This window comes from Rummeliibacillus sp. TYF005, assembly GCF_003844195.1.
Lineage (GTDB): Bacteria > Bacillota > Bacilli > Bacillales_A > Planococcaceae > Rummeliibacillus.
Genome location: NZ_ML122541.1, coordinates 19245 through 45377, shown reverse-complemented (window position 1 = coordinate 45377; position 26133 = coordinate 19245). Strand labels below are relative to the sequence as shown.

The window sequence follows — 26133 nt, the reverse complement described above, 5'->3', positions numbered from 1 at the left end:
AAAAGCCTGTTGCGTAGGGATGAAAAAAGCTTCCATGGTACCACCCTATTTTATAGTCATATAAAGACTACCTCATGAATAGATCACTCTATTCTTTACTTAACGAGCACAAAAGAATGCGCCCGTAGCCACCTAATTGCAATGCGTTTAGTAGCTCACTCCGAGGGGATGTCAGTATTAGTTGTATCATCGGCTCTCAGCAACCCGACTCTCTGTAAATACAAGGTTCTAATACCTTTAACCTCATCAACGTTTTAACAATATTCAATTTTAGAAAGAATTATATTTTCATAACGCCGCCAGTAGAAGCGGAAGTAACGAGTTTTGAATAACGTGCTAGATAACCTTTTTTAATCTTTGGTTCAAATGGTTTTAATTTGGATTTTCTTTCAGCTAAAACTTCATCAGAAACATTTAACTCGATTGTTCTATTGATCAAATCGATTGAAATCGTGTCTCCATTTTCGACTAACGCAATTGGACCACCGTCTGCAGCTTCCGGTGAGATATGACCGATGGAAATACCACGAGATGCTCCTGAAAAACGACCATCTGTAATAAGTGCAACATCTTTACCTAAGCCGCGACCCATAATAGCAGAAGTTGGTGCTAACATTTCAGGCATCCCTGGTCCACCTTTTGGACCTTCGTAACGGATGACGACAACATGACCTTTTTGCACCGTTCCATCATCGATTCTTGCTTGTGCTTCTTCTTGCGAATCAAATACGATTGCTTCACCAGTAAACTCTTTAATAGATGGGTCAACTGCACCTACTTTAATAACGGCGCCGTCTGGAGCGATATTACCAAATAGAACTGATAAGCCACCTACAGGACTATATGGATCATCTTTTGTACGAATTACTTTCGTATTTGTTATTTCATGTCCTTTTACCTGTTCTTCAATCGTTTTACCTGATACTGTAATCCGATCTTTATGAATAGCACCTGGAATCTTACATAACTCATTAATAATGGCACTTACGCCTCCAGCAAGATGAACGTCATGCATAGAGTAGTTTGATGCAGGCATTATTTTCGCTAAGTAAGGGACACGTTTTGCGACTTCATTGATATCTTCGATGTTGTAGTCGATTTCAGCCTCATGTGCAATAGCCAATGTATGTAAAACTGTATTTGTAGAACCACCCATCGCCATATCAAGTGCAAACGCATCATCAATTGTTTCTTTCGTAATGATGTCACGAGGTTTGATGTCCTCTTTAATCATTCTCACTAAATGTTTTGCCGCTTCTTTGATCAATTCATATCGTTCTTCCGAAGTAGCAACAATTGTACCATTGCCAGGTAATGCCATACCTAACATTTCCATTAATGAGTTCATAGAGTTCGCTGTGAACATCCCTGAACAAGAACCACAAGTTGGACATGCACTTTCTTCAATCTCTTTTAGCTTTTCTGCAGTCATTAAACCACTTTTATATGAACCTACACCTTCGAAAACGGAAGTTAATGATAACTGTTCACCAGTTGAAGAAACGCCTGCTTCCATTGGTCCTCCTGATACAAAAACAGATGGTACATTTGTACGAACAGCTGCCATTAACATGCCTGGTGTGATCTTATCGCAGTTTGGTATGTAAAACACACCGTCAAACCAATGGGCATTGATAACTGTTTCGGCTGAATCTGCGATTAACTCACGACTTGGCAATGAATACCGCATTCCGATATGACCCATTGCAATACCGTCATCCACACCAATCGTATTAAATTCAAATGGAATACCACCAGCTTCACGGATTGCTTGTTTGACAACTTCACCAAATTTTTGAAGATGAACGTGTCCTGGAATAATATCAATATATGAGTTACAAACTCCGATAAATGGTTTATCTAAATCTCTTGTTTTAACACCTGCAGCATATAGAAGACTGCGGTGAGGAGCACGATCGACTCCTTTTTTAATCATGTCACTTCTCATGTGAAACGCCCCTTATTTTACTGTAGCTTCTTCGTATACTTTGACGCCCTCTTTTTCAACGATATCACGGAAACCTTTTAAAATATCATTTGTTACTTTACCTGGTTTTCCATCGCCGATTATTCGACCATCAACATTTACGACTGCGATGACTTCAGCAGCTGTTCCTGTTAGAAAGACTTCATCAGCAACATATACATCATGTCTTGTAAATACGCCTTCTTCAGCGACATAACCTCTTTGTCTTGCAACTTCTAAGATGGCATTACGTGTAATACCTTCTAGAGCACCAATATAACCTGGCGGTGTCACCAACTTATTTCCTTTTACGATAAAGATGTTATCTCCAGAGCCTTCAGCAACATAACCTTCGTCATTCATCATCATTGCTTCGGAAACACCAGCTTGTGTCGCTTCTAGCTTTACAAGAATATTATTTAAGTAATTCAATGTTTTCGTTTTTGGACTTAAGACATCGGAACGATTCCGTCTACTTGATGCTGAAACAATTGAAATACCCGTTTCATATAAATGCGGTGGGAATAATGCAAGCGGCTCTGCTATAACGATTACACTTGCTACCTTACATGTAGATGGATCTATTCCTAAGTTTCCAACACCACGTGATACAATTAGGCGAATGTATGCACTTTGTAGCTGATTCGCTTTTAAAGTATCTTTCACAATTTCTGTCATTTCTTCAATTGTGTAAGGTATGTTTAATAATATTGACTTTGCAGATTCATATAAACGAACTAAATGTTCATGTAAGCGAAAGACGTTACCATTGTAAGAGCGAATCCCTTCAAATACACCGTCTCCGTATAAAAAACCATGATCATAAACAGAAATTTTAGCATCTTCCTTTTTCACTAAATTTCCGTCAAGAAAAATAAATTGCTCCCCCACACTCTCACTTCTTTCTGTAATGTACAATAATCTGTTTTTCAGCTATTCGCTTAAAACATTTATTAAATTGTTGCTATCATAGTACGTATTCTGAATGAAGTCAACACTATTTTTTGAATTGTCAATTAATTTAGAATTTTTGTAACTGATTGAATGCGTTTTCATTCCCTATAAATAAATATATTTCTTACTTTTGTTCAAAAATAAATTTTTAGAAAAATTTATAAATTGACTTAATTTTGAATATTTCAGATAACATTGTTCCGGTAGTTTTCACACAATTGTGTCAGCTAGCCTTTAGATAAATGATTTAAAATAGTCAGTGACAAATACATTTTCAGGATCATATTTCTCTCTTATTTTTAAAAACAACGGGTATTCAGGATAAAGTTCTAGTAATCTATCTTTCGTTAAATCATTCAATTTCCCCCAATGAGGTCTGCCACCATACTTTTTCATCAAGGATTGAACCCATCTAAAATAATCTTTTTCATCCATGCCTTTATACATATGGAAGGCTAAATAAGCACTTTCTTTCCCTTGTGTTGGGCTTAAAATGCCAGATTCCCCCATCATTGTTCTACATTCTATTGGGAAATGGACTTTGAATGGATGGGATTTTAAAGTGAAATGAATTTCTTGCATACATTCTTGGAAATTTTCTAAAGGAATTGCATACTCCATCTCTAAAAACTTTACATTTCTAGCTGAAGGGAAGATCTCGTAACATAATCCTTCTTTAATACCGGTAGGAACTGTTTTTGAAGCGAGGAGACTAACCCATTTGGTCATTTTCGGTTGTCTTTTGCATAATTCTGATGCGATGAATAATAAACCATTTTCAACTATATTGGTTTTTAAATCTTCTATTTTTTTGGATGTTCTCGGTTGTTTGACGATAGGAATTTGATCCATAATCTTTACTTGTATCTGTTCTTCTCCGGGAAAGTAATACCACTCTACATGCCGATGTTCACGAATCATTGTGCTCCATAGCTGACTTCCTTCTGTAAATGGATAATGCATTGATTGGTATTTTAAACTATAAAGAGGAACTGTTTTGATTGTTACTTTTACAAGCACACCTAAAAGTCCAAGTGAAATGTGTAAAGCTCGAGATAAATCGTCATCACCTCTCGTATGTTCATGGTAATTACCTAGACCATCAACAAATCCCCATTTGACGATTTGGCTTGATAAAGAGCCTAAGATAACACCCGTACCATGTGTTCCAGTTGAAATAGCCCCTGCAATTGTTTGTTGTTGAATATCCCCCATATTCTCAAGTGCTAATCCAAACTGCTCCAAAATCGGGCCAATCTCGTATAAGTATGTTCCGGCCCAAAAAGTGGCTTCGTTCGTTTCTTGGTCGATTTCTATTAATCCTCTCATATGATGAAGTGAAATGGCTACGTCATCAGGCTTGGCAACAGGGCTAAAAGAATGTGCAGCACCGGTTACACGGATAGTCTTATGTTGTTTTTGTGAATTCCATATGAGATTGGATAATTGTTTTACATCGCGAGGAAGTAAAGTCTGTGATGGCTCTCCTTTCACATTTCCAGCCCAATTTTGCCATTTACTCGTACCTACCGAATCCTTTACAAAAAACATTGCCCATCCCCCCTATACGTTTTGAAACTATTGATATGCTGCCCATTTCTAACGGCCTCAAGTTTCGTAAATCTCTCGCATAATTCCCCGGCTTTGGCATGGCGGAAGTATAAGGTATCGCCTAATTTGAGCGTTTCTTTTGTAATCACTTTCAGCGGTGTTTGGACTTCCCCTGCACCTTCAAGTGAAAAATATTCGAACTTGCCTTTTTCATATAATACAGGTTGTTTATCAATGCTTATAGCTCCTGAAGCGATATAACCACCACCATGACAAACGACTACATTTTCTTCTGGATTTCTTGTAATACGCAAAGCAAAACCAGCAGCAGGACGCAAATTCAACGCACTATACTGGTCAAACAATGCCGGATTAAAAAAGGCGGAACCTACTGTAATTTCTGTTACCTCTGGACACTGCGAAGTAAAATCGATACTTCCTGATCCACCACCATTTACAAATTCTAGCTCACCTGTTACCGATAAAATGGTATCTACTGCTTCATTTCTAAATTTGGCAACTTGCTTTCGTGACCTTTTTTGAAGTTGTTGAATAATTGGCCTTTTCCATTTTTGAATAGGTACATCACCTACACCAGCCAACTGGGCTTCATACCCCATGACACCATTAATCTGTAAATGTGATAGTTTTTGAAGTGAGTCTAGCAACTCTTTTAGAACCTTAATAGTTTTTATAGATGATCGCCTCGTACCAAAGTAGATAATCGATGATTCTATTGAAAGATTAATATCAATACAAATGCTAATCTCCAAATTCTCCCGCTTCGCTAACGCATTCAACCATTTTGCTTGCCGAACATCATCGATCATAAAACATACATCATAACCCTTTTTTATATAATCAAATATTGGCAATACGCTATTCTCTTCCCAAACAGGATAGCCGATAAGCAAATGATCAAAGCCATTTTCTAATAAATAACAAGTTTCACTTGCTGTAAAAGTCATGAATCCTGAAACATTTTCAAGCTTTTCATATATATAATTTAAAACCTGTATGGAGCGAATAGATTTTGTTGCAATACGGACTTTTTTGTCTCGAACACGCTGATTGATAAATTTAATATTGGTATCAAGTGCCTGCATATCAAGCCAAGCAAATGGCCTTTCTAAATGTTGAAAAGCTTTGTCAAATACCTGCATAATAGTCACCCCTTTGGACATAAATAACAAAATGCCCCTTCTTAGGCGAAATGTGTTTTTCCGTCGAAGAAGGAGCATTTATATTCTTTATAATCATTGATTAGCTTACATGGATCTCCCAAAAGTCAAAAGCAATATTAAAAACAAAAAGTGTATGAAACGCAACAAAAAGAAGAGCCTGTTTGTTATATTTTTTCTTCAAAGATTGATCCATAAGCTACAACTCCCTTCAAATTTTTCTGAATTATAATACAATATTCTATAATTAATAAAATATTTCTTCTTTTTAATTTTTTTATTAATATTAGGTGAAATTCCTCAGCTATGTATGTCATGATATATGTAAAGACAATTATGAGGTGATAAAATGGAGAAAGCTTTACTTGTGATTGATTATACTGTGGACTTTGTTGCAGAAAATGGCGCATTAACTTGCGGGGAACCTGGGCAACAACTTGAAAGCAATTTATTGAAGCATATTATGCAATTTGCAGATCAGGAAGAACTAATTATTTTCGCTTGCGATTTACATGATGAGGAAGACCCTTATCATCCTGAAACTAAACTTTTCCCACCACATAATATACGCAACACAAAAGGAAGAGAACTGTATCATACTATTCAACAATGGTATGAAGAGAATAAGGAGTTGCCGAATGTCATTTGGATGGATAAAACAAGGTATAGCTCTTTTGCAGGAACGAATTTAGAGCAACTTTTACGAGAACGGAACATCAATGATATTTATCTAACAGGTGTGTGCACGGATATTTGTGTGTTACATACAGCAGTGGACGCTTATAACAAAGGATTCCATACTTTTATCTACGAGGATTCTGTTGCAAGTTTCAATCAAGCTGGTCATGATTGGGCAATAGGTCATTTTAAAAATACATTAGGAGCAACAATTCTATAAGATCAAGGCTGGTACAATAGNCAACAATTCTATAAGATCAAGGCTGGTACAATAGAATTTTAGCTAATGAAAAATCCGAACTATAATGTGAAATTCTATTTAAAATTTCACATTTGTTCGGATTTTTTATACAGTTTTGTGTTCCGTTCCAGACGGCGCTTTCCGCGGGCTTGGCTTCAATCTCCTCGTCACTAAAAGATGTGCTCCTGCATCGCTTCGCTAGCTTCGTCGCAGGAGTCGCCATCCTCCACTTCACACCATTCTATATGATGTTCATCATCAAATATTCATATTTTCTCATGCTTTTTGAATTTGATTCTATTTAGTTCAATTATTCAGCTTTGGTAAAGACTAATTTTTATTTGTCCTAACCTCTTTTTATTAATTAGTCTTAGATGTTTTTTTAGAGATTAAAATAGCTAATACGAAACCGATGATGGCAAAAACAACTGAGCCAGTATAGACGGAACGTATCCCACTTGCTATGATCTCGATGATACGATTGATTTGTTCGGATGAAAAGATTGAATGGTCAAACGAGCCGTTTAAATTTATATGTTCTGCACCCATTTTCGCCAATCTACCACTTGTTGCAGTATTGAATAGTACACCAAAAATAGCTGCACCGATTGATTGGCTAAAGGTATTAATAAATGAATTTAAACCGATTGCTGTTCCTAATTGTTCTCTTGTTGTAGAGGCTTGTACAACTATGATTAGAAGTGGTGCTATAAAACCCATTCCTAGCCCAAGAATTCCAGTTGCTAGGTAAATATATATTGGGAGAGTAGTAGCCGACAAGAACATCAACATCGTTGTTGCAATTACTAAGAAAACAGTACCCAGTTGAATGATACTTTTGTTTGTAATTCTCCCTACTAAATTCCCTGATAATATAGCCCCGACGGTCCACATAACTGAAACGGGCGTTAACATCAACCCTGCTTGTGTTGCGTTTTTCCCTAAAACAGATTGTGCATAGATTGGTAAGTATGCAGAAACACCAATGACTATTGCCATACAAAAAAGTGTTAGGCCGTTTATAACATTTAACCGTTTATTTTTAAATAATGATAGCGGAATGATTGGCTCAACAGCTTTATTTTCAACAAAGATAAATAACCCTATAAATATAATTGCAATTACATAATAGATGATTTGAGAAGTTGTAAGCCACTGTTGTGTATTACTTCCAGCTATAAGTGCATACAGTAACGCCACCATACCAATTGAAAATACAAGCGCCCCTGCATAATCTATTTTACGTGATTGAATTTTTCTTTCTTCTTGATAATATTTTGCGATTAATAAAATAGCTCCTAAACCAAATGGAATGTTTAGCAAAAAGATAAAATGCCATGTCAATTGGTCAACGATAAATCCACCAATTAAAGGTCCTATAATGCCGGAAACTCCCCATACCATACTAATATATCCTTGACCCTTAGCTCGTGCTTTTTCTGTATCAAAAAGCTCTCCTACTATGGTCAATGTAATCGGAAGTATTGATCCTGCACCAATCCCTTGAATGGCTCTAAAAACGATTAATAGTTCCATAGAAGTCGCCATACCACAAAGTAGTGAACCGATTAAGAAAATACTAATACCCGTAATAACCATTTTCTTTCGGCCAAATAAATCTGCTAACTTACCAAAAATGATCGCTGAAATAGCCGAAGTTAATAGATATGCTGAATAGATCCAGCTGATTAACTCAACGCCAGAGAGATCTGAAGTAATACTTGGAATCGCTGTAGAAACGATTGTTCCCTCTATCGCTGCTAATGCTGTTGCCAGCAATACTGCTACAAAAACTTTATTCATTCAATAACCTCAATTCTATGATAATTCCATTATTAACGATAATTAATCATAATATAAAATATCAAAATAAAATTATAACATAATTTTGATGTATTTTGTCTAGTATCTAGTAATCATTAAAATTATTTGGTAATATAATAACCAGTTATTTCTAATAATACCTATGAAATTAGAATACAGTATTATTCTGAAATATTTGGTAGGTTTATTTTTAACCTATGCTATATAATTTATTGGAGGCATACATATGTGGGAAGATTTTAAGAAGTTTGCTTTAAAAGGAAATGTCCTTGATTTAGCAGTTGGGGTTATTATCGGTGGAGCTTTCGGTAAAATAGTTACTTCATTAGTTAATGATATTATTATGCCTATTGTAAGCCTATTAATAGGAAAAGTAGATTTTAATGAGTTACATTATCACCAAATTAAGTATGGGAGTTTCATCCAGAATATTGTGGACTTCTTTATTATTGCATTTTCAATTTTTATTTTTATCCGTGTTATTACAAAACTAAATTACAAGAAGAAACAAGAAGAAGTTGTAGAAGAATCAGTACCTGTTGAAACAACAGAAGATTTATTAAAAGATATCCGTGCTTTACTGCAAGAAAAGAAATAAATCGAAACTTCATCAACCTCGCTCATTAAAAGTCGAGATTTTAAGTAATATACTTAATTTATCAGTATTCTTTATACAATGTGTAATTTTATAATTAAGTTTATTTTAAAGAGGCTGGGACAGAACAAAATTAGTGTTTTCCAAATCCGAACAATTGAATTTATAGAATCAATTTCATCAAGCGTCTTTCTTTGAGAAAATACGATTCTTTGTTGATGACCATTATATAGAATGGTATGTGGAGTGTAGGATGGCGACTCCTGCGGGAATAGCTTGAGCTGAAAGCCCCACAGGAACGTAGTGACGAGGAGATTGAAGCCAAGCCCGCGGAAAGCGCCGTCCGGAACGAAACACAAAACTGAATATACTGAAGAAATATATATTAAAAGTTCGCCCTTTGTACAAAATCCTGATTAGGCTTTAATAGATATGAATAAAAAGAAAATCCGAACAAATGTGAAACTTTAAATAGAATTTCACATTATTGTTCGGATTTTTCATTGGCTAAAACTCTTTTGTCCCAGCCCCCTTTATTTGTTTTTAAATATATACTTTATGTTTAACAATCGGTTTTGTTTGATATGAAGGGGTTTTGTCTATGTGGATGAACTAACACTTACATAAAGAACTAGAATCGCTGATGGAGTATACAGTTGGAAAGATATTATTTATAATGAAAAAGTTAAAATTCAGAGGTATTATCGAAATATAAATATGAAATGAGTTTATGAAGTGATGTACTTAAACTAACGCAGCAGTTAACTTTAACAAGCGTATGATTTTTACGATGAATTTAGATTGAGGGTGAGACTAATAAAAAATCTTATTTTCATTAATGGGACAATGGGCGTTGGAAAGACTACTACAAGTAAAGAATTGAAAAAAATTTTGCCTAGATGTGTTTTTCTTGACGGAGATTGGTGTTGGGATATGTCTCCATTTATTGTGACAGAGGAAACGATTAACATGGTAATTAATAATATTAGTTACCTCTTAAACAATTATATTTCATGCTCTGAATATGAGAATGTAGTTTTCTGTTGGGTAATGCACGAACAAAGCATTCTCGATGATGTGTTATCAAGACTTAATAAAAATGACTGTAACTTACACAAATTTTCTCTCGTATGCTCTGAGAAAGCATTAATTTCAAGAGTTACAAGAGATATACAGCAAGGGATAAGGAACAGTGAAGTTATTGAAAGAAGTGTTCCGAGATTAAAAAATTATACCAAAATGGATACGAAAAAAATTGATGTAAGTGAAATTTCTCCTAAAGAAGCAGCAGAAATAATATTTAGACATATCAGAGAACATTGAACTACTCCCACTTATAGAGGTGAAGTGGAGATTCATGCCAAAATAAAAAATGTACACTACTAAATTGATTTTAGTAATGTACATTTTTATTAATATGTGCAACATTATAAACAAGTTATGATCATGTACAATTACTTGTCTTAGTTGCTTTTTGTGTTATTTTCCATCCTCAATAAGTGTTTCCATATCAACTGCGATCGTATCGTATGGAACATCTTTATATCCGCTGTAATTTTTGACTACTACTCCATCTTGATTTACTAAGAAGAAGCTTGAGCCGTGAATAACTTGGTTTGAATTTGGATCATCTTTTACTAATGTTTTAAAAGATTTTAAGGCGAATGCAGAAATATCATCTTGAGAGTAGCCAGTAAGAAGATCCCATTTTGAATCATCCGCTACAGGGTATTGACCTAAATATTTTTTTAGCTTTGCAGGTGTGTCGGTATCAGGGTCTACACTAAACCCAACGATTCTGTAATCTTTTAACCCTTTTTTCTTAAATGATTCTTGGATTTCTGTCATATTACGGGTCATAGGTGGACAAACCGTTGTACAGTTCGTAAAGATAAACATAGCTAACCATGGTTTTCCTTTCAAACTGTCTTTTGATACTTTGTCACCATTTTGATTTGTATAAGAAAAATCTTGCACTTTCCAATCTGTTTCTGCTTTAAATTTCTCACTGCCTCCACAAGCAGATAACAGTACTGATAAAACTAATACTAAAGATGCTATGATCAATCTATTTTTCACTTTGTATGTCACTCCTCATCTGCATCCATCTTATCGAATTGTACCACATTTTACAAGCACACTGTGTGATAGCTTTAAGACAAATTTGTGAAACAGATGATTATGTTATTTTAAGTTCAGTAAAGCATCGTGAATTGCTTGGAGTTTGGTTTCAACTCGGTGCATTAAATAGAATGACACAAATATAGGAAATCCTATTTCTTGAATTAGAGTAACCCATTCTTCCATCACAATCCCTCCTTCCTATATCCCTCAAAAAGTTATTAATTCTAAAAAAACTGCCTAATCTATCCAACAGATAGAATAGGCAGCTTCTTCATTTACGCTTTTAATTCTGTAACATTACGTTCTACATATCGGGCACCAACAATTTCAGAAAGTGGTGACCCTTCAATTTCAAATACATTATTAGATAGAATTGTGTTCATCACTTGATAAACTTCTGCAGTTGTTAAATTGTCCTTTGGTGTATCAATACTCAAAGAACAATTTGCTCCTCCTGCCGTTTTAAATTGTAATTGTAAAACTTTTGCCATTTTGTTTCCTCCCTCCTATTCCTGATTTAGTTTTTAGTTTAGTTTTGAATGATTTCTTGGGTTGTTACACCAGAACCAATCCATTGAAGATCATAAAGACCAGCAAGTGCAGCCCCTACTGTAGCCAAGTTTTCAATTGAAGCTTGTTCAGAAACATTTTGATATGTTTTTGTTTTTTCCATCACTTGGCCTTTTTCATTTAACCCTAGCGAAAACTTTAAACGAAGAGTTGCTTTTTCAAATGTCTTTGACGCCATTTCTATCACCTCTCTTTCACCTATTACATAGATTTAAAATTTAAAAAGCGGACAAAGGGTGCAATTTTTTTCGTTACATTTTATAATGATAGAGAGGTGAATACTGTGTTAAATGGGCCATTTTTGTGGTTTATATTATTTTGGGTAGTTGTACTAATCGGTACAATGGCAATAGGCGGTTTCTTCATGTTCCGCAAATTTTTAAAATCTATGCCAAAAGATGACGGAAAATCCACATTAGATTGGCAAGATTATTATGTAAATAAGACATTAGATTTATGGCATCAAGATGAAAAAGATCTATTAAACGAATTAGTAAGCCCAGTTCCAGAACTATTCCGTGATGTTGCAAAACAAAAAATCGCGGGTAAAATTGGCCAACTGGCATTAGAAGAAAAGGCAAAGAAGATTGATGTAGATTTAATCATTCGAGGATACATAATCGCTTCACCGAAACGCGATCATAAATTCTTACGTAAAAAGTTAAACCAGATGAAGATTGATGTTACGCCTTATGAAGATTTACTTGATTAGAACACAGAAAAACGGTACTTTTCCATTTGAAAAGCACCGTTTTTTCATTAGCTATGTTGTAATTTCTTTTCTAATTTCTTGTATTGTAATAACATCGCAATACGCCATGGTAAAATCATAGAGAATGCTAAGATCCAGAACATTCCACCAAGTTCCCCTAAATGGAAAGAACCACTTAAGTAAACTTTTGCAACTGTTCGGATGATTAATAATCCTATTAAAATAAAGAAAAATGCTTTAGAAGGCTTTAAGAATACATCATCATCAACAATCTCAAATTTAGATGTTGCTATGAGAACAGTCGAAAAGATTACACCTGCTAAAACCGCTTCCAAAACTTGTGGCCATGGTACTCTGAAATAATCAAAGCAAAACATTAATGCACCTGTTGACATAGCAATTGGGGGTATAATGATTTTCTTCGCATTTGCCGGTCTTTTCGCTGATTTCGAACGAATAATCATCATCATAATCCCCATGAATACAACAGCTACTGTAGAACCAACTAACATAAATTGAGAAGGAATTGAACTAAACATAAACAATCACCTGTCTTTGAAAAAAATTATTCTATCATTTGACGTATCGTCGTCTCTAAACGTTCCCTCTCAAAAGGTTTTGTGATAAAATCTTTTGCACCATTTTTCAATGCTTGTAAAATAACTTTTTGTTGCCCTAGTGCAGAGACAATACAGATCTTTGCATTTGGGTCATCTTTTATAATTTCTTTTGTTGCATCTAACCCGGACATTACTGGCATCGTAATATCCATCGTAACAACATCGGGATGCAATTTAAAATATTGTTCAATTGCTTGCTTACCATTTTCAGCTTCTCCAATTACGTCGAAGCCTGTTTCTTGCAGCATTGCTTTCATCGCATCACGCATAAACAATGTATCGTCTACTACTAAAACTGTTGGCAACATTTTCACCCCATAATTTTCTCTTTTTAAAAGCCTTGGAAACCACCAAAAATTGGTGTTAAGATTTGGTTAAGGTAAGTCATTCCATCAAAGAATAAAATAATCCCAACAGCAATCATTATATAGCCACCAACCTTAACAATTTTTTGGCTATTTTTTCGAATCCAGTTCATCCGAGAGATAAAGAATGAAAGGACAAAGAATGGGATAGAAAATCCAAGTACGTAGGCTAACATATACCAGATTGCAGAATCTGGATTAGTAGTACCTAGTGCAATAATTGCAGCTAAAATCGGCCCTGTACATGGTGTCCACCCTGCTGCAAAAACGAGTCCGATTAACATTGAACCCAGATAGCCTGAAGGTCGATTTTTAAATTCAAACTTACGATCCTTCATCAAAAACTCTGGTGTGAAAATTCCTGTAATAACCAGTCCAAATACTACTATTAAAATACCACCAATTTGGCGAATTAACTCGTCATATTGAACAAAGAAACCTTTCACAAAAGACGTACTAAAACCTAAGGCTATAAATATTACAGAAAAGCCCAGTAAAAAAAATAGTGTGTGCAATATTGCCCTTTTTTGCAACATTCCTTTTTCATTTTTTAACTGATTAAATGATACGCCAGTTATGTATGAAAGAAATGCTGGATAAAGAGGCAATGTACATGGTGAGATAAAGCTTAAAAAACCTGCACCAAAAGCAAAGAATAAATTTATATCCGTATTCATATGCAGATGTCTCCTTATAATTACTACTACCATGTTACCAAACTATGCATAATAATTCTCATTTTTTAACTGTGACAAATTCATGAACATTTATTGCACTAATAATTATAAATTTAAATGATATAAAAAGCGAAAAATTTTGTTATTGAAGGTTCCATTTTAAATGATGTATTCTTTCTAAGATAGTTTTTCATTGATACGCTCTATATGTTCATTTTTCACTTGATCAGAAACATTTGTATACTTTTGTAATTTTGTATAAATGGTATAGACAGGAAGACTATAAGATGAAGTACTATTCTTACACCTGCTTAATAGATTTTTTCTTTTCATTACTTGAACATTTTGTGAAGTGACTTCGATAGATTTTAAAGTACAACGGTCACTGAAAATGATTAGTGAAGAAAATATATCTGTGGGTAGATTTGAAAGAAGTTTTTGTAATGCATTTACATGGGTTCTATTTTGTTTTACTGGATTATAAAATTTGAACTTCTTCCCATTTTTGAACACTTGTGTCCATTTATAATCCTTTTCTCGCCCATAAATCCAACCGCTGTAGTTTTTAGATTCAATCACATAGAGTCCATTTTCATGTATAAATAGAATATCAATCTCCGTTAAGCCCTCCCCTTTTGCTTTTGGGATATACAAATTCACTAAGGTTTTATGTATACCAGGAATCTTTTGCAATTCATTTACAATCCTATATTCTCCGTAAAGTCCCGTATTAAAACGAACTTTCCAAAAAGATGCGTTGGTTATTTGCTTATAATAACTTTTTTCAAAACTGACATAAGAAATGAATAATAGAATTAAAATCGTAGTAATTATAAAAATCACCTCTTTGTATATAGTAAAAACATACCAATACTATATACTAATTTTTATGTAAAATAAAGGTTATTCATATTTATTTTTACACATTATGATTTATATATATAAAACAAAAAGCCAATCTCCCTCTGGAAATTGGCTTTTCTGTTAGCACACTATGTATGCTTTATTATGGAATTAGTCCCCCTCTGTGGACAGCCTTCCAAGTTAACTAATCTAATTTAGCGTCAATTTTTCTTTTGCATTTGCAATTTGGATTTTTACTTGATCGAAGCCTGTTCCACCAAGAGAATGACGACGTTTAACAGCTGCCTCCGGTGCTAATACATCGTACACATCCGCTTCGATTAGATTACTTGCCTCTTGCAAGTCCTCAAGAGAAAGATCTAATAAGTAAATACCTCGTTGAATACATAAGAAAACTAATTTACCTGTTACTGCATGTGCTTCACGGAATGGCATACCTTTAGTAGCTAAGTAATCCGCAAGCTCAGTGGCATTTGAAAAGTCTTGATGAACTGCTTTGTTTAACGTATCTTTTGAAACAGTCATCGTACGGACCATACCTTCGAAGATTTTAAGTGCTCCTACAATCGTATGAAGTGTATCGAACATACCCTCTTTGTCTTCTTGCATATCTTTGTTATAAGCAAGTGGGATACCTTTTAATACAGTTAATAAGCCCATTAAATTCCCGTATACACGCCCAGCTTTCCCGCGTATCAATTCTGCCATATCAGGATTTTTCTTTTGTGGCATAATACTTGAGCCAGTTGAGAAAGCATCGTCTAATTCGACAAATTTGAATTCTTCACTTGACCAAAGGATAATCTCTTCAGCAAATCTTGATAAATGCGCCATTAATAATGAACTGTTGCTTAAGAATTCAACGATAAAATCGCGATCACTTACTGCATCCATACTGTTTTGATACACATTAGAGAAGCCCATTAGTTTTGCGCTTAACTCACGATCGATTGGGAATGTTGTTCCAGCAAGAGCCCCTGCTCCGAGTGGAGAGATATCTATACGTTTAACCGACTCGTTAAAACGTTCTTTATCTCGTTGCAACATCCAAAAGTAAGTCATCAAGTGATGCGCGAAAGAAATTGGTTGCGCTCGTTGTAAATGTGTATATCCAGGAGCTAATGTATCGATATTCGCCTCTGCTTTTTCGACAATTGTTTCTTGGAATTTTGCAATGAGTTCAACGACTTCTTTTACTCTCTTTTTCAAGAATAAATGCATATCTGTTGCAACTTGGTCATTTCGACTACGGCCTGTGTGAAGTTTTCCTCCCACAGGACCGACTAAATCGATGAGCATTTTTTCAAGATTCAAATGAATATCTTCATTTGCTACTGAAAATGTAAGTTCGTTATTATGTGCTTTTACTTTTAGTTGTTCTAGGCCATCTTTGATCGTGTTGACTTCTTCTTTACTAAGAATTCCGGTTTCGCCAAGCATTGTGACATGCGCAATGCTACCCTCTAAATCCTCTGTAACAAGCTGTTGGTCAAACCCGATGGATGCCCCAAATTCATCTACCCATTGTTCGGCAGATTTTTGGAAACGGCCTCCCCAAAGTTTACCACTCATGCTTGCACCTTCTTTACTCCTTTGTTATTAACCATTGCATTAACTTTTGTAGGAAGACCGAATAATTCGATAAAGCCTACTGCAGAAGCATGGTTGAACTCATCATCTTTTGTATAAGTAGCTAATTTTTCATCATATAATGAGTTTGGTGATTTACGTCCTTCTACAATTGCATGACCTTTGAATAATTTCACACGTACTGTACCATTAACGAATTTTTGTGTTTCTTTTAAGAATGCTTCGATTGCTACACGTAATGGTGAGAACCATAAACCATCATAGATGATTTCAGTAAGTTTTTTCTCAATGATTGGTTTGAAGTGAGCTAGTTCTTTTACAAGAGTGATATCTTCAAGTTCTTTATGTGCAACAAGTAATGTATGAGCACCTGGAACTTCGTAAACTTCACGAGATTTAATACCAACAAGTCTGTTTTCAACGTGGTCGATACGGCCAACACCATGTTTACCAGCTAGTTCATTTAATTTTAAGATTAAATCTGCTAATTTATATTGAACACCGTTAAGTGCTACTGGAACACCTTGTTCGAATTCGATTTCAACAACATCTGGTGTATCAGGAGTATCTTCAAGTGCTACTGTTAAATCGTAAGCATCTGCTGGTGGAGCAGCCCAAGGATCTTCTAAAATACCACATTCGTTTGCGCGACCCCATAAGTTTTGGTCAATTGAGAATGGGCTGTCTAAGTTGATAGGAATCGGAATATTTTTAGATTTTGCATATTCGATTTCTTCTTCACGGCTCCATGCCCATTCACGAACTGGTGCAAGAACTTCTAAATCTGGATTTAAAGATTTGATAGATACTTCGAAACGAACTTGGTCATTCCCTTTACCTGTGCAACCATGTGCAACTGCAACTGCTCCAGTTTTTTCTGCGATTTCTACTAATTTTTTAGAGATTAGTGGACGAGATAATGCAGAAACTAAAGGATATTTTTGTTCGTACCAAGTATGACCTTGAAGTGAGATTAATGCGTATTCTTCAGCGAATTCGTCTTTTGCATCTACGATATAAGATTCAACTGCACCAACTTCAAGTGCTTTCTTTTGAACGAATTCTAAGTCTTTACCTTCACCAACGTCTAAGCAACAAGCTACTACGTCGTAACCTTTGTCTTTCAACCATTGGATTGCAACAGATGTATCTAAGCCGCCTGAATAAGCTAACACTAATTTTTTTGCCATTTTGTATTCCTCCATGTTATTACTGTATGTTTATACGGTGTTTCTTAATATTTATGCATTTATCTTAACATGGAATAAAAATGAATACAAGTGTATTTTCTTGCATTTTTAAAAAACTTTTAAATTGGCAATAGATTTCTATATTTTTATAAATAAAGTGAAAATTCTTTCATTTTATTTCGTTCAAAAATCTCTATATATCAGCATTACCAGAACCTATCCCCTACTTTTCGACTCTTTCCATTTAGTCTTCTGTTATGTAACTTTTTATGAATAAAAATCTATAAAACGACTTTGCATACGATACAAAGTCGTTCATGTATTTACTTTACTTATTATAAAGCGATTATATAAATTTACTTTTGTTGATTTGTTCATAAAGACGCTCAATCATTTCATATGGAAATTACATTAGAGTTTAAGAGAATTAATTTTCATAAAAATTGTAATTAACATGCATAAATATGAATATCCTTTACTTCTTATTGAAGAACGGTTTGCCAAGTTTTTCTATAATGGTTGGAGCTAGTGCATATAATTTACTGGAAATCCCCATATAGCTCGGTAAGTTGACTTCTCTCGTTTTTTTCCCGATTGTATGAATGGTTGCACTTGCCACTTTTTCAGGATCTAACAATATATGTTTCATCGCTTGTCTATAAGATGCTGTTCGATCGGCATGGTCTATGAATGGTGTATCTATCGGACCTGGGTGTATAACCGTTACGCCAATATGATATGGAGCAAGTTCCATACGTAAAGCATTTGTGTAACCAATGATTGCATGTTTTGTTGCTGCATAAACAGAAGCCTTTGGTGTAGCTACCTTTCCTGCTTGCGATCCTATGAAAATAAGTTGACCTTGGCCTTGTTCTTTCATTTTTTTAGCGATATATTTTGTAAGCAACATTGGGGCTTGAATATTGACATTTATCATTGCCAACAGGTCCTCGTCATCCATATCTATTGCGTATTCAAAAGTACCGATTCCTGCTGAAAAAATTGCAACATCTAGTTGTGGTAGTTGTTGCAACAGATTTTTTACGCCCTCTACAGAGTCTAAGTTGCTTTCGATGACTAAGATATTCTCTTTCGCCAATTCGCTTAATACTTTTTTATTTCTTCCGGTTGCAATTACTTGATGGCCTTTTTTGGCTAATTTCTGCGCAATTAGGTAGCCCACACCTGATGTCGCACCGGTTACGAGTATCCTTTTACTTTTTGACATACCAAAACACACCATTCTCATCTTGCTCTTCCTTCACTAAATCCACATCCATTAAATAATCCATTTGCCCAATTGTTTGAGATAACGTTAAGCCTAGTTGTTTTTCATAAAGTGCAGGGAATATCTCCATATTGATTTCAAAAATTGTTTTAGGTCTTTCTTCAAGTAAATGTAATACCTTCATAGCTCGTAAATTTTGTTTTTCAAGTCTTGCATGCACTAACTCATTGACATTTGTGATTTCGTCTCCATGACCACTGTAGAGCTTTTCAATAGGCATCGTTAATAATTTTTTTAATGACGCGTTATATTGAAGTAATGATTTAGCTCTCTTCGCTTTAGGGTTAAGTGGCGGTTCAATAAGAGGATTTGAAGAGATTTTCGCCAATAAAAGATCCCCGCCAATCATCACCTTCTTCTCTTCATGCCAAAAAGCAAGATGACTTTGAGCATGCCCTAATGTTTCAACTGCAACAAGACCTTTATGGCCCGGAATCTCGTCACCATCATGAATAATCCCTGTTAATGTTCGTTCACCAAGCATTTCCACCGAACGCGTCATTTTTTTTGCCCAAGTAAAGTATTTTTCTGGGACGCCTTCTTCTTTCATCCGGTCAATATAAAATTGATAATGTGAGTCGATAAACAATGGGTCTCGACGAAGCCATGCATCTACATAAACATGCCCTAACACTTCAGCATTAGGAAAAGCATCAATCCATCCAACATGGTCAGGGTGATGGTGTGTTAATATAACTTGCTCAATATCTTCCATCTGATATCCTGCGTTTTTCACACCTATTTTAATAGCTTCTAATGCTTCAGGTGTTTTTGTTCCTACATCAACTATTGATAGTGCATCGTCTTTTATAATAAATGAATTTACTGTACCTTCTGGAAAAGGTACAGGTGATATAATTTTATGAATCATCATTAGTCCCCTTTTAAATGAATATCAATTCATTATATTGTACAGTTATTTTTAAAAAACGTCACCTTTTTGCATTGACAAATTACGTTAGATTTCATATACTCATTTTTACATATATCAAGCGAAGATGAAGACTAGTACAAATTAGACTGGTTTCTAGAGAGTGTGATCATTGGCTGTAAGTCACATAACTAGTTATTTGGAACCTACTTCGGAGCTACTGTGCAAACACGGTCGTAACTCTGCGATAAAGAGGAAATGAAGTTGTGTTACGTTATGTAGCAAAACAAGGTGGTACCGCGGAATCAAGCATTTTCGTCCTTATTTAGGATGAAGATGCTTTTTATTTTATGTAAAGAAACATTTTTTGAAGAGGAATCGTCAAACTAGCTATTTTATAGCTGGAATAAAAATAGGAGGCGACTAAAATGGAAACAATTGTATTTGCTGGTGCTGGCTCAATGGCTGAAGCATTAATTCATGGCTGGGTTAAAGAAGGTGTTGTTTTGCCCAAAAGTATTTATGTTATGAATAAATCAGATCAACAAAAACTTCAACGATTAGCTGATACTTATGGCGTACAAATTGTTTGTGGAAGTCGCGATATAGTGAAAAAAGCTGATTGCTTAATATTAGCAATGAAACCAAAAGATATTCAGCATGCAATGGAAGATTTAGTCCCATTCTTGCCAACTCATACAGCCATTTTATCCGTAGTAGCCGGTGTATCCATGAACACAATCGAAGAATCTTTAGGAAAAAGACCAATTGCACGAATTATGCCTAATACTTCTGCAACCATTGGAATGTCTGCAACGGGTGTTGCATTTAATACATCTGTTACATCTTCATTAAAAAATGAATTTATGCATATGCTTGAAGCAATTGGATTAGTCATTGAAGTTCAAGAAGATGAATTACATGCAGTAACTGCTTTATCAGGAAGTGGCCCTGCATATCTTTATTATTTAGTTGAAGCATTCGAGCAAGCAGGTATGAAATTCGGTTTAAATCAAGAAGTCGTGCGTAAATTAGCGGTACAAACGATTGCAGGAGCAGCTGAAATGTTAAAACAATCAAGCGAAGAGCCAACGGAACTACGCCGAAAAGTAACAAGTCCTGGTGGTACAACTGAAGCTGGTATTCAAGCTTTAGAAAAGTATCATTTTATAGATGCGATCAACGCGTGTATTCAAAATGCCGAAGCAAAATCCCGAGAACTTGCTTCTATTAAGACAAAATAAACTTCTAACGAATCTTCATCAACTAAAAAAGGCCTGTAAATTCACGAAGAATTTACAGGCCAAATTTTAAAAGTAAACAATTTAATTGTTTACTTTTTTTGTTTTAGTTGTCTAGATGATTTAGAACGACTAGTGAATACTGCTAGTAATAAGAAGAACCCTGCGATTGTGAAATACAATCCTGAATGATTCGCTTCAACACCAGTTTGTGGTAATGTATCTTGTACGAATTTTGCTTTATTTGTATCGGTAGAAATTTTTTGTTGCGCATCTGTTGAATTTGATGCTGTCGTATAAGTAGACGAATTTGTTTGCGTAATTGAAGTTTCAGCATTTGCAGTAATACTATGTGAAAAGTTAAAAGTAATTACAAAAACACTTAGCATTAAAACAAAAATATATTGTTTAATCATTTTGTTTCCCCTCGATTATAAAGATTAAATAATAGACTGGAATTTTTTTATCCCGTCGGTACATTATATACCTTTATCTTCATTTTAACTATAAATCTTTACGATTCTTTAACGAATTTTATTGAAATTAAGGCTTTTTTCTTAATAATGAGGGAGTATCATTAATCTTTTTATAGTAAAAAAACACAAATAGTTGGTTGTTTATGGAATCCAAATTTCTATATAAATATATTCCATCAAAATAGTTTTGTGAACCTTATAAATTTGAATCATACATATAAATCAATCTACTACATGTTTACTTTATAATAAATTTTGTATGACTATATCCTTCTTTGCTTTTTTTCACTTCTAATAACGCTGGCATAGCTTCTTTTAATTCTGAAACGTGTGAGATAATACCAACCATTCTGCCTGTATTTTGCAATTCGATTAGTGTATCAATTGCTTTATTTAACGCTTCTTCGTCAAGCGTGCCAAAACCTTCGTCGATAAACATCGTATCTATTTGTATATTTCCTTGGAAAGATTGGATGACATCTGACATTCCAAGTGCAAGTGACAAGGATGCATTAAACTTTTCTCCGCCTGATAATGTTTTAACATCACGGTTTTGTCCTGTATATGCATCATAGACATCCAAACCTAGACCACTTTGTTTCCCTCTCGCTTCTTGACGGTCGCTTCGGATTAAACGATATTGACCATTAGAGATTGGCTTTAGGCGTTCATTTGCTGCTTGAATAATTTGCTCTAAATACTCTATTTGTAAATAACGCTCAAATGAAATTTTCAACTGATTTTGTCCACGAAGTAGATCATATAGATCAATAATCCTAGAACATTTTCTTTCTAGTTCAATTATTTCAGTACTTATTTTTTCAATGTCTGTTGCTAGTTGTATAGCATTTGTAAGGTATTCTTTCGTCTTGTGAAGTTCATCACTAGCCTCAATCAGTTTTTGGCGAAGGAATTCTAATTGTTGTTCTAACACTACTTCGTCTTTTAAAGTCTTATCTGCGAAATCAGCTGCTCCCTCTTTTAGCTGTTCTTTTAAAGCATATTTTTGCTTCATATATTCTGTATACTTCATTTCAAGTCTTTCTATCTCTGGTTGTTGAAGACGAGCGGCTTGATAGTCACTACCTTTTGCAAAACCTGCAGATAATACGGCATCTTTAAAGCGATTTTGAGCTAATAGTAGAGCTTCTTCCGCTTCTTGTTGACGTTGTTTCGCACTATTAATAGAAGCTTCTAATGAAATGACTTCTCTTTGTTTCAGATTGACTTGTTGTTCAGCATACTCAAAGCGTGTTTTCAACTGATTTCGAGTAGTCGTTTTTGTATCGATTAACGCATGAAGTGCTTGCAATGATGAAATAGATTCTGGAATTTCTTTTTGAATACTTGTCAATTTCGCTTGAGCTTCATAGAATTTTTCTAAATGTGTATTCTTTTCAATAACAAATTGTTGTTGTTTTTGAGTTTGTACATCTAGTTGCGCTTCAACTTGTTGCTTTAAGTTTTCGATTTTTTCTAATTCACTTTTTAATTTTTTTAGTTCCATAATTTCTATTTGTAGTTGGTTGTATTGTTCGATGATTTTTTGACCATCTTTAGTCTCTACACCTAAAAGAACTAGTTTTTCTTCTAATTGACTAAGCTGTTGTCTACTTGCTTGAACTCTACCATGTAGTTCAAAGTATTGGTTTGTAGCTAGTTCTGCTTGTGATTTTAACTTAGATAATTGTTCTTCACTAATTTTTTCAATATGTTTTGTTTGAAGAGATTGGTGGTTCAGGCTACCGCAAACGGGACAAGGTTCTCCATCAACAAGTTGAGCGGCTAAAATACTTGCCTGGTTACTAATCCATTTTCCTTCTTCTTCTTTATAGCGAGCATTATATTCGTTATATAGGCGTTCTTTTTCAGACTCTTGCTCCTGAAGTTGTTTGAGTATGCCCATTTGTTGTTGCCAGTTTTGCCATGCAGTTGTTTTTTCTCTTAAAGATAGAAGTCGATCATTTTTTTCATCGAACTGATGCAACCGTTGTGATAAATTTGTACCTTTTTGCAGATATTGAGATTTTAAGTGATTTAACTTTTCAACTTCTTTGTTAAACGCCTCTAGTGACTTTTTATCTTGTTCGATAATTTTTTGATGTTGGTTTAACACATTTTCTGCATTTTGTAATTCTTTAAATTTATCCTCAAGTTTTTTCAATGAAGCAATTTCTATTGTTAGAGCTTCGATTTTAGGTTGCTCTATTTTTTCATGGTCAAATTGTTGTACGGCCTGTTCGAAAGCTTTTTTGGCTATTAGATAGGACTGTTGTAACTGTTCGAGTGCTTGTACTTTTTCTTTCTTTACTTGGACGTTCTCATAATAGCGCTCTTCTAATGGTATAATATGACTTGCTTTTTTAGCAGCCTCAATTTTTTGCTGTAGCTCATCAAACACTTTAGATTGCTGCTCCAACAAAGTAAGTTGTTGTTCTTTTTCTTGATAAGCTCGTAATCTTTTGTTAAATTCTTTCGTTTCTAATACGATTTTTTGTTGTCTTTCGACTTCAAGTGTACTATTTTGATAAATTCCTTCTTTTTGTTGAACTTCAGTGGAATAGAAGTGTTGTTCTTCTTTTAGCCCTTCTATTAATTGGTACATATTCACATGTTCTGAAGATAGTACTTGTTGTAATTGAGATTCACGCTTTGGAAGTGAGTTTCTAACACGTTCAATATAAAGTTGCTGTATAGAATTTGCACGAGTTAAAGCCTTTTCTGCTTCGTCTTTCTTAGCTTTTAAGCGATCTGCTAGATGACGATACGAATCTGTTTTGAAGATTTTACGTAGAATAGCTTCTTTGTTTTCCGTTTCTGAAGTAAGTAATTTTCGAAATTCTCCTTGTGGTAACATCACAATTTGTTTGAATTGATCTTTTGAAAGCCCAATGATTTCTTCCATTTTTCTATTAATTTCTGTAACTTTTTGTGATTCAACGACAGGTTTTTCTTCGTCTCCTAGAATTTCTACAAATTCCAACTTATCTCCTGTCGCACTTTTGTTGCCACTTTTCTTATGTGCAAGTTGACGTAAAATACGATACGTTTTACCTTTTATAGAAAAGATTAATTCGGCAGATGTATGGATATCTTCACTAGCAAAATCACTGCGTATTTCTTTAATCTCCGCACGGTCTTCCCCACTTGCAGCGCCATATAACGCAAAACAAATACCATCAAAAATCGTCGTTTTACCTGCTCCAGTTAAACCGGAAATCACGAAGATTTTATGTTCGCCTAGTTTTCGAAAATCAATGGTTTCTGTATCTTTATATGGACCAAAGGCGGTTAGTTTTAATTGTAATGGTTTCATGAATGTTTCACCTCAACTTCGCGTTTTGCTAATAATTCTTCTTGCAGTACTTCTTGGAAAAGATCCATTGTTTGATCGTCAGCATTTTTGCCTAATATTTCTTTATAAAATGACTTAAATAAGGTCATATCATCCATTTTTTGTCGAGATTCTACTTCTTGTTCCACATTGCTATAATCCTTTAATATCACGCGTTCTACATGCATAGCATTTGGATATACAGAACGGATTTTTTCCATAGGTGAAATAATTGGCGTATCATCTAATAGTTTTACGAAGACATAATCTTCGCTTTTAGGTGATTTTAAAATCTCATCCATTGATTTTTCTACTGTTCTAAGTTCTCGTCTAGGTACTAATGGTTTTTTAGTTACTTCGATTGATCCATCTGCAGCCAAATCAATGATAAGATAACCCTTTTTATGCGTTTCTTCTGAAATAGAATACTTTAATGGCGAACCTGAATAACGAATTTTTTCTTGATCTACAAAATGGGCTTGATGTAAATGCCCAAGCGCTGTGTAATGGAATGGCTCAAAAAGCTTCGCATCGATACATTCCGAACCTCCGATTGATAATGGTCGCTCTGCATCAGTATTATTCTCTTCTTTTACTCCATCCTTCGTCACAAAAGCATGTCCAACTAATACATGTCTTGCACTTGGATCTAATGATTCGACAACATGTTCGAGAATTTTTGCCATGGCATCTTGTTGCGTTTTGACTGTATCATCCCCATAAATGTAACGGACATGAGATGGATCTGTATATGGTATTAAGTGAAAATGAACTTCACCAAATTCATCGTTCAAAACAACTGGTTTTAACTCTTTTGATAGATTTCCTATAATATGAAGACCTTTGGCATCCATGAATTGTGAACCAAAGTGAATACGCCCAGAACTATCATGGTTACCCGCAATCGCTACTACCGGAATTTCTCGTTTAATCGCAATTTCAGAGAAAATATTATCTAATAACGAAACAGCTTCAGTTGGTGGAACTGAACGATCATATAAATCACCTGCTATAACAACTACGTCCGGCTTTTCTTTGTCGATTTCTTGTATAAATTGAGATAAAATATAAGCTTGGTCTTCTATCATCGATACACCTTGAACTAATTTACCTAAATGCCAATCAGCTGTGTGAAAAATTTTCATATTATCACTCCATCCCTCTAAATCTATTGTAATAATTTTATCATAAAAGCTATAAAAGAACGAACGTTCGACAGAT

At 34.6% G+C, this 26133-nt stretch carries 25 protein-coding genes and 2 other annotated features; of the genes, 5 read left to right on the top strand and 20 right to left on the bottom strand.

The window, feature by feature from the left end; all coding sequences use genetic code 11:
* Positions 1 to 12 precede the first annotated feature (12 nt).
* Positions 13 to 259 (bottom strand) — a binding site (T-box leader).
* Between the two features lie 21 nt (positions 260 to 280).
* From ilvD to CW357_RS00185, 4 genes are all read right to left on the bottom strand, one after another.
* Complete coding sequence (ilvD, locus tag CW357_RS00200; RefSeq protein ID WP_124217040.1) at positions 281 to 1948, bottom strand: dihydroxy-acid dehydratase; 1668 nt, start codon at positions 1946 to 1948, stop codon at positions 281 to 283.
* 12 nt (positions 1949 to 1960) lie between these two features.
* Positions 1961 to 2857, bottom strand: a complete 897-nt coding sequence (ilvE, locus tag CW357_RS00195) for a branched-chain-amino-acid transaminase (protein ID WP_124217039.1) — start codon at positions 2855 to 2857, stop codon at positions 1961 to 1963.
* A gap of 297 nt (positions 2858 to 3154) precedes the next feature.
* The gene (locus CW357_RS00190; RefSeq protein WP_124217038.1) at positions 3155 to 4471 is read right to left on the bottom strand and encodes a D-arabinono-1,4-lactone oxidase; all 1317 of its coding nucleotides are present in this window, start codon (positions 4469 to 4471) and stop codon (positions 3155 to 3157) included.
* Positions 4459 to 5634, bottom strand: coding sequence for an alanine racemase (locus CW357_RS00185; RefSeq protein ID WP_241155026.1), 1176 nt, complete (start codon positions 5632 to 5634; stop codon positions 4459 to 4461). The genes CW357_RS00190 and CW357_RS00185 overlap by 13 nt, the downstream gene beginning before the upstream one ends.
* Positions 5635 to 6001: 367 nt before the next feature.
* Between CW357_RS00185 and CW357_RS00180 the strand changes: the two genes are divergently transcribed.
* On the top strand, positions 6002 to 6550 hold the full coding sequence (locus CW357_RS00180; RefSeq protein WP_124217037.1) for a cysteine hydrolase family protein: 549 nt from the start codon (positions 6002 to 6004) through the stop codon (positions 6548 to 6550).
* Between the two features lie 381 nt (positions 6551 to 6931).
* Here the strand turns inward: CW357_RS00180 and CW357_RS00175 are convergent, their stop codons facing one another.
* A complete protein-coding gene (locus CW357_RS00175) occupies positions 6932 to 8374 on the bottom strand; it encodes an MFS transporter (RefSeq protein WP_119415715.1) in 1443 nt (480 codons plus the stop codon).
* 247 nt (positions 8375 to 8621) lie between these two features.
* On the opposite strand from CW357_RS00175, the gene mscL reads away from it, so the two are divergent.
* The gene (gene mscL / locus CW357_RS00170; RefSeq protein ID WP_119415714.1) at positions 8622 to 8993 is read left to right on the top strand and encodes a large conductance mechanosensitive channel protein MscL; all 372 of its coding nucleotides are present in this window, start codon (positions 8622 to 8624) and stop codon (positions 8991 to 8993) included.
* A gap of 804 nt (positions 8994 to 9797) precedes the next feature.
* A complete protein-coding gene (locus CW357_RS00165) occupies positions 9798 to 10313 on the top strand; it encodes an AAA family ATPase (RefSeq protein WP_255416308.1) in 516 nt (171 codons plus the stop codon).
* 156 nt (positions 10314 to 10469) lie between these two features.
* Here the strand turns inward: CW357_RS00165 and CW357_RS00160 are convergent, their stop codons facing one another.
* The 4 genes from CW357_RS00160 to CW357_RS00145 form a co-directional block, all read right to left on the bottom strand.
* Positions 10470 to 11069 carry an SCO family protein gene (locus tag CW357_RS00160; RefSeq protein WP_119415713.1) on the bottom strand — a complete coding sequence of 200 codons (600 nt, stop codon included), beginning with the start codon at positions 11067 to 11069 and terminating at the stop codon, positions 10470 to 10472.
* Between the two features lie 105 nt (positions 11070 to 11174).
* Positions 11175 to 11297, bottom strand: coding sequence for a YvrJ family protein (locus CW357_RS00155; RefSeq protein ID WP_119415712.1), 123 nt, complete (start codon positions 11295 to 11297; stop codon positions 11175 to 11177).
* Between the two features lie 92 nt (positions 11298 to 11389).
* Entirely contained in the window at positions 11390 to 11605 is a 216-nt protein-coding gene (locus tag CW357_RS00150; RefSeq protein WP_124217036.1) for a DUF2922 domain-containing protein, read from the bottom strand.
* A gap of 38 nt (positions 11606 to 11643) precedes the next feature.
* Complete coding sequence (locus CW357_RS00145) at positions 11644 to 11862, bottom strand: DUF1659 domain-containing protein (RefSeq protein ID WP_119415710.1); 219 nt, start codon at positions 11860 to 11862, stop codon at positions 11644 to 11646.
* Positions 11863 to 11967: 105 nt separating this feature from the next.
* On the opposite strand from CW357_RS00145, the gene CW357_RS00140 reads away from it, so the two are divergent.
* Positions 11968 to 12396, top strand: a complete 429-nt coding sequence (locus CW357_RS00140) for a DUF2621 domain-containing protein (RefSeq protein ID WP_119415709.1) — start codon at positions 11968 to 11970, stop codon at positions 12394 to 12396.
* A gap of 47 nt (positions 12397 to 12443) precedes the next feature.
* On the opposite strand, the gene CW357_RS00135 is transcribed toward CW357_RS00140, so the two are convergent.
* The 8 genes from CW357_RS00135 to CW357_RS00100 form a co-directional block, all read right to left on the bottom strand.
* Positions 12444 to 12935 carry a CcdC family protein gene (locus tag CW357_RS00135; RefSeq protein WP_119415708.1) on the bottom strand — a complete coding sequence of 164 codons (492 nt, stop codon included), beginning with the start codon at positions 12933 to 12935 and terminating at the stop codon, positions 12444 to 12446.
* Positions 12936 to 12961: 26 nt separating this feature from the next.
* Positions 12962 to 13321 (bottom strand): response regulator, encoded by a 360-nt coding sequence (locus CW357_RS00130; RefSeq protein ID WP_369973782.1) that lies wholly within the window; start codon positions 13319 to 13321, stop codon positions 12962 to 12964.
* 26 nt (positions 13322 to 13347) lie between these two features.
* Positions 13348 to 14058 (bottom strand): cytochrome c biogenesis CcdA family protein, encoded by a 711-nt coding sequence (locus CW357_RS00125; protein ID WP_119415706.1) that lies wholly within the window; start codon positions 14056 to 14058, stop codon positions 13348 to 13350.
* A 177-nt stretch (positions 14059 to 14235) separates the two neighbouring features.
* Positions 14236 to 14901, bottom strand: coding sequence for a nuclease-related domain-containing protein (locus CW357_RS00120; protein ID WP_119415705.1), 666 nt, complete (start codon positions 14899 to 14901; stop codon positions 14236 to 14238).
* 210 nt (positions 14902 to 15111) lie between these two features.
* A complete protein-coding gene (argH, locus tag CW357_RS00115; RefSeq protein ID WP_119415704.1) occupies positions 15112 to 16494 on the bottom strand; it encodes an argininosuccinate lyase in 1383 nt (460 codons plus the stop codon).
* A complete protein-coding gene (locus CW357_RS00110; RefSeq protein ID WP_124217035.1) occupies positions 16491 to 17702 on the bottom strand; it encodes an argininosuccinate synthase in 1212 nt (403 codons plus the stop codon). The genes argH and CW357_RS00110 overlap by 4 nt, the downstream gene beginning before the upstream one ends.
* A gap of 475 nt (positions 17703 to 18177) precedes the next feature.
* Entirely contained in the window at positions 18178 to 18930 is a 753-nt protein-coding gene (locus CW357_RS00105; RefSeq protein ID WP_124217034.1) for an SDR family NAD(P)-dependent oxidoreductase, read from the bottom strand.
* A complete protein-coding gene (locus CW357_RS00100) occupies positions 18917 to 19861 on the bottom strand; it encodes an MBL fold metallo-hydrolase (protein ID WP_206426798.1) in 945 nt (314 codons plus the stop codon). Before CW357_RS00100 ends, CW357_RS00105 begins: the two co-directional genes overlap by 14 nt.
* A gap of 115 nt (positions 19862 to 19976) precedes the next feature.
* Positions 19977 to 20187 (top strand) — a binding site (T-box leader).
* A 102-nt stretch (positions 20188 to 20289) separates the two neighbouring features.
* Here CW357_RS00100 and proC point away from each other — a divergent pair.
* A complete protein-coding gene (proC, locus tag CW357_RS00095) occupies positions 20290 to 21105 on the top strand; it encodes a pyrroline-5-carboxylate reductase (RefSeq protein ID WP_124217032.1) in 816 nt (271 codons plus the stop codon).
* A gap of 89 nt (positions 21106 to 21194) precedes the next feature.
* Here proC and CW357_RS00090 read toward each other — a convergent pair whose 3' ends face one another.
* The 3 genes from CW357_RS00090 to CW357_RS00080 all read right to left on the bottom strand — a co-directional run bounded on the left by CW357_RS00090 (position 21195) and on the right by CW357_RS00080 (position 26057).
* Complete coding sequence (locus CW357_RS00090; RefSeq protein ID WP_119415700.1) at positions 21195 to 21518, bottom strand: LPXTG cell wall anchor domain-containing protein; 324 nt, start codon at positions 21516 to 21518, stop codon at positions 21195 to 21197.
* Between the two features lie 298 nt (positions 21519 to 21816).
* Positions 21817 to 24894 (bottom strand): AAA family ATPase, encoded by a 3078-nt coding sequence (locus tag CW357_RS00085; RefSeq protein ID WP_119415699.1) that lies wholly within the window; start codon positions 24892 to 24894, stop codon positions 21817 to 21819.
* Positions 24891 to 26057: an exonuclease SbcCD subunit D gene (locus CW357_RS00080; RefSeq protein ID WP_124217031.1), complete on the bottom strand. Its 1167-nt coding sequence runs from the start codon at positions 26055 to 26057 to the stop codon at positions 24891 to 24893. The genes CW357_RS00085 and CW357_RS00080 overlap by 4 nt, the downstream gene beginning before the upstream one ends.
* Positions 26058 to 26133 lie beyond the last annotated feature (76 nt).

Bases quoted from the DNA above. Each gene is read 5' to 3' on its own strand.
- ilvD (WP_124217040.1), bottom strand. From the start codon at position 1,948: ATGAGAAGTGACATGATTAAAAAAGGAGTCGATCGTGCTCCTCACCGC.
- CW357_RS00190 (WP_124217038.1), bottom strand. From the start codon at position 4,471: ATGTTTTTTGTAAAGGATTCGGTAGGTACGAGTAAATGGCAAAATTGG.
- CW357_RS00185 (WP_241155026.1), bottom strand. From the start codon at position 5,634: ATGCAGGTATTTGACAAAGCTTTTCAACATTTAGAAAGGCCATTTGCT.
- CW357_RS00180 (WP_124217037.1), top strand. From the start codon at position 6,002: ATGGAGAAAGCTTTACTTGTGATTGATTATACTGTGGACTTTGTTGCA.
- CW357_RS00175 (WP_119415715.1), bottom strand. From the start codon at position 8,374: ATGAATAAAGTTTTTGTAGCAGTATTGCTGGCAACAGCATTAGCAGCG.
- mscL (WP_119415714.1), top strand. From the start codon at position 8,622: ATGTGGGAAGATTTTAAGAAGTTTGCTTTAAAAGGAAATGTCCTTGAT.
- CW357_RS00155 (WP_119415712.1), bottom strand. From the start codon at position 11,297: ATGGAAGAATGGGTTACTCTAATTCAAGAAATAGGATTTCCTATATTT.
- CW357_RS00150 (WP_124217036.1), bottom strand. From the start codon at position 11,605: ATGGCAAAAGTTTTACAATTACAATTTAAAACGGCAGGAGGAGCAAAT.
- CW357_RS00145 (WP_119415710.1), bottom strand. From the start codon at position 11,862: ATGGCGTCAAAGACATTTGAAAAAGCAACTCTTCGTTTAAAGTTTTCG.
- CW357_RS00135 (WP_119415708.1), bottom strand. From the start codon at position 12,935: ATGTTTAGTTCAATTCCTTCTCAATTTATGTTAGTTGGTTCTACAGTA.
- CW357_RS00125 (WP_119415706.1), bottom strand. From the start codon at position 14,058: ATGAATACGGATATAAATTTATTCTTTGCTTTTGGTGCAGGTTTTTTA.
- argH (WP_119415704.1), bottom strand. From the start codon at position 16,494: ATGAGTGGTAAACTTTGGGGAGGCCGTTTCCAAAAATCTGCCGAACAA.
- CW357_RS00110 (WP_124217035.1), bottom strand. From the start codon at position 17,702: ATGGCAAAAAAATTAGTGTTAGCTTATTCAGGCGGCTTAGATACATCT.
- CW357_RS00105 (WP_124217034.1), bottom strand. From the start codon at position 18,930: ATGTCAAAAAGTAAAAGGATACTCGTAACCGGTGCGACATCAGGTGTG.
- CW357_RS00100 (WP_206426798.1), bottom strand. From the start codon at position 19,861: ATGATTCATAAAATTATATCACCTGTACCTTTTCCAGAAGGTACAGTA.
- proC (WP_124217032.1), top strand. From the start codon at position 20,290: ATGGAAACAATTGTATTTGCTGGTGCTGGCTCAATGGCTGAAGCATTA.
- CW357_RS00090 (WP_119415700.1), bottom strand. From the start codon at position 21,518: ATGATTAAACAATATATTTTTGTTTTAATGCTAAGTGTTTTTGTAATT.
- CW357_RS00085 (WP_119415699.1), bottom strand. From the start codon at position 24,894: ATGAAACCATTACAATTAAAACTAACCGCCTTTGGTCCATATAAAGAT.
- CW357_RS00080 (WP_124217031.1), bottom strand. From the start codon at position 26,057: ATGAAAATTTTTCACACAGCTGATTGGCATTTAGGTAAATTAGTTCAA.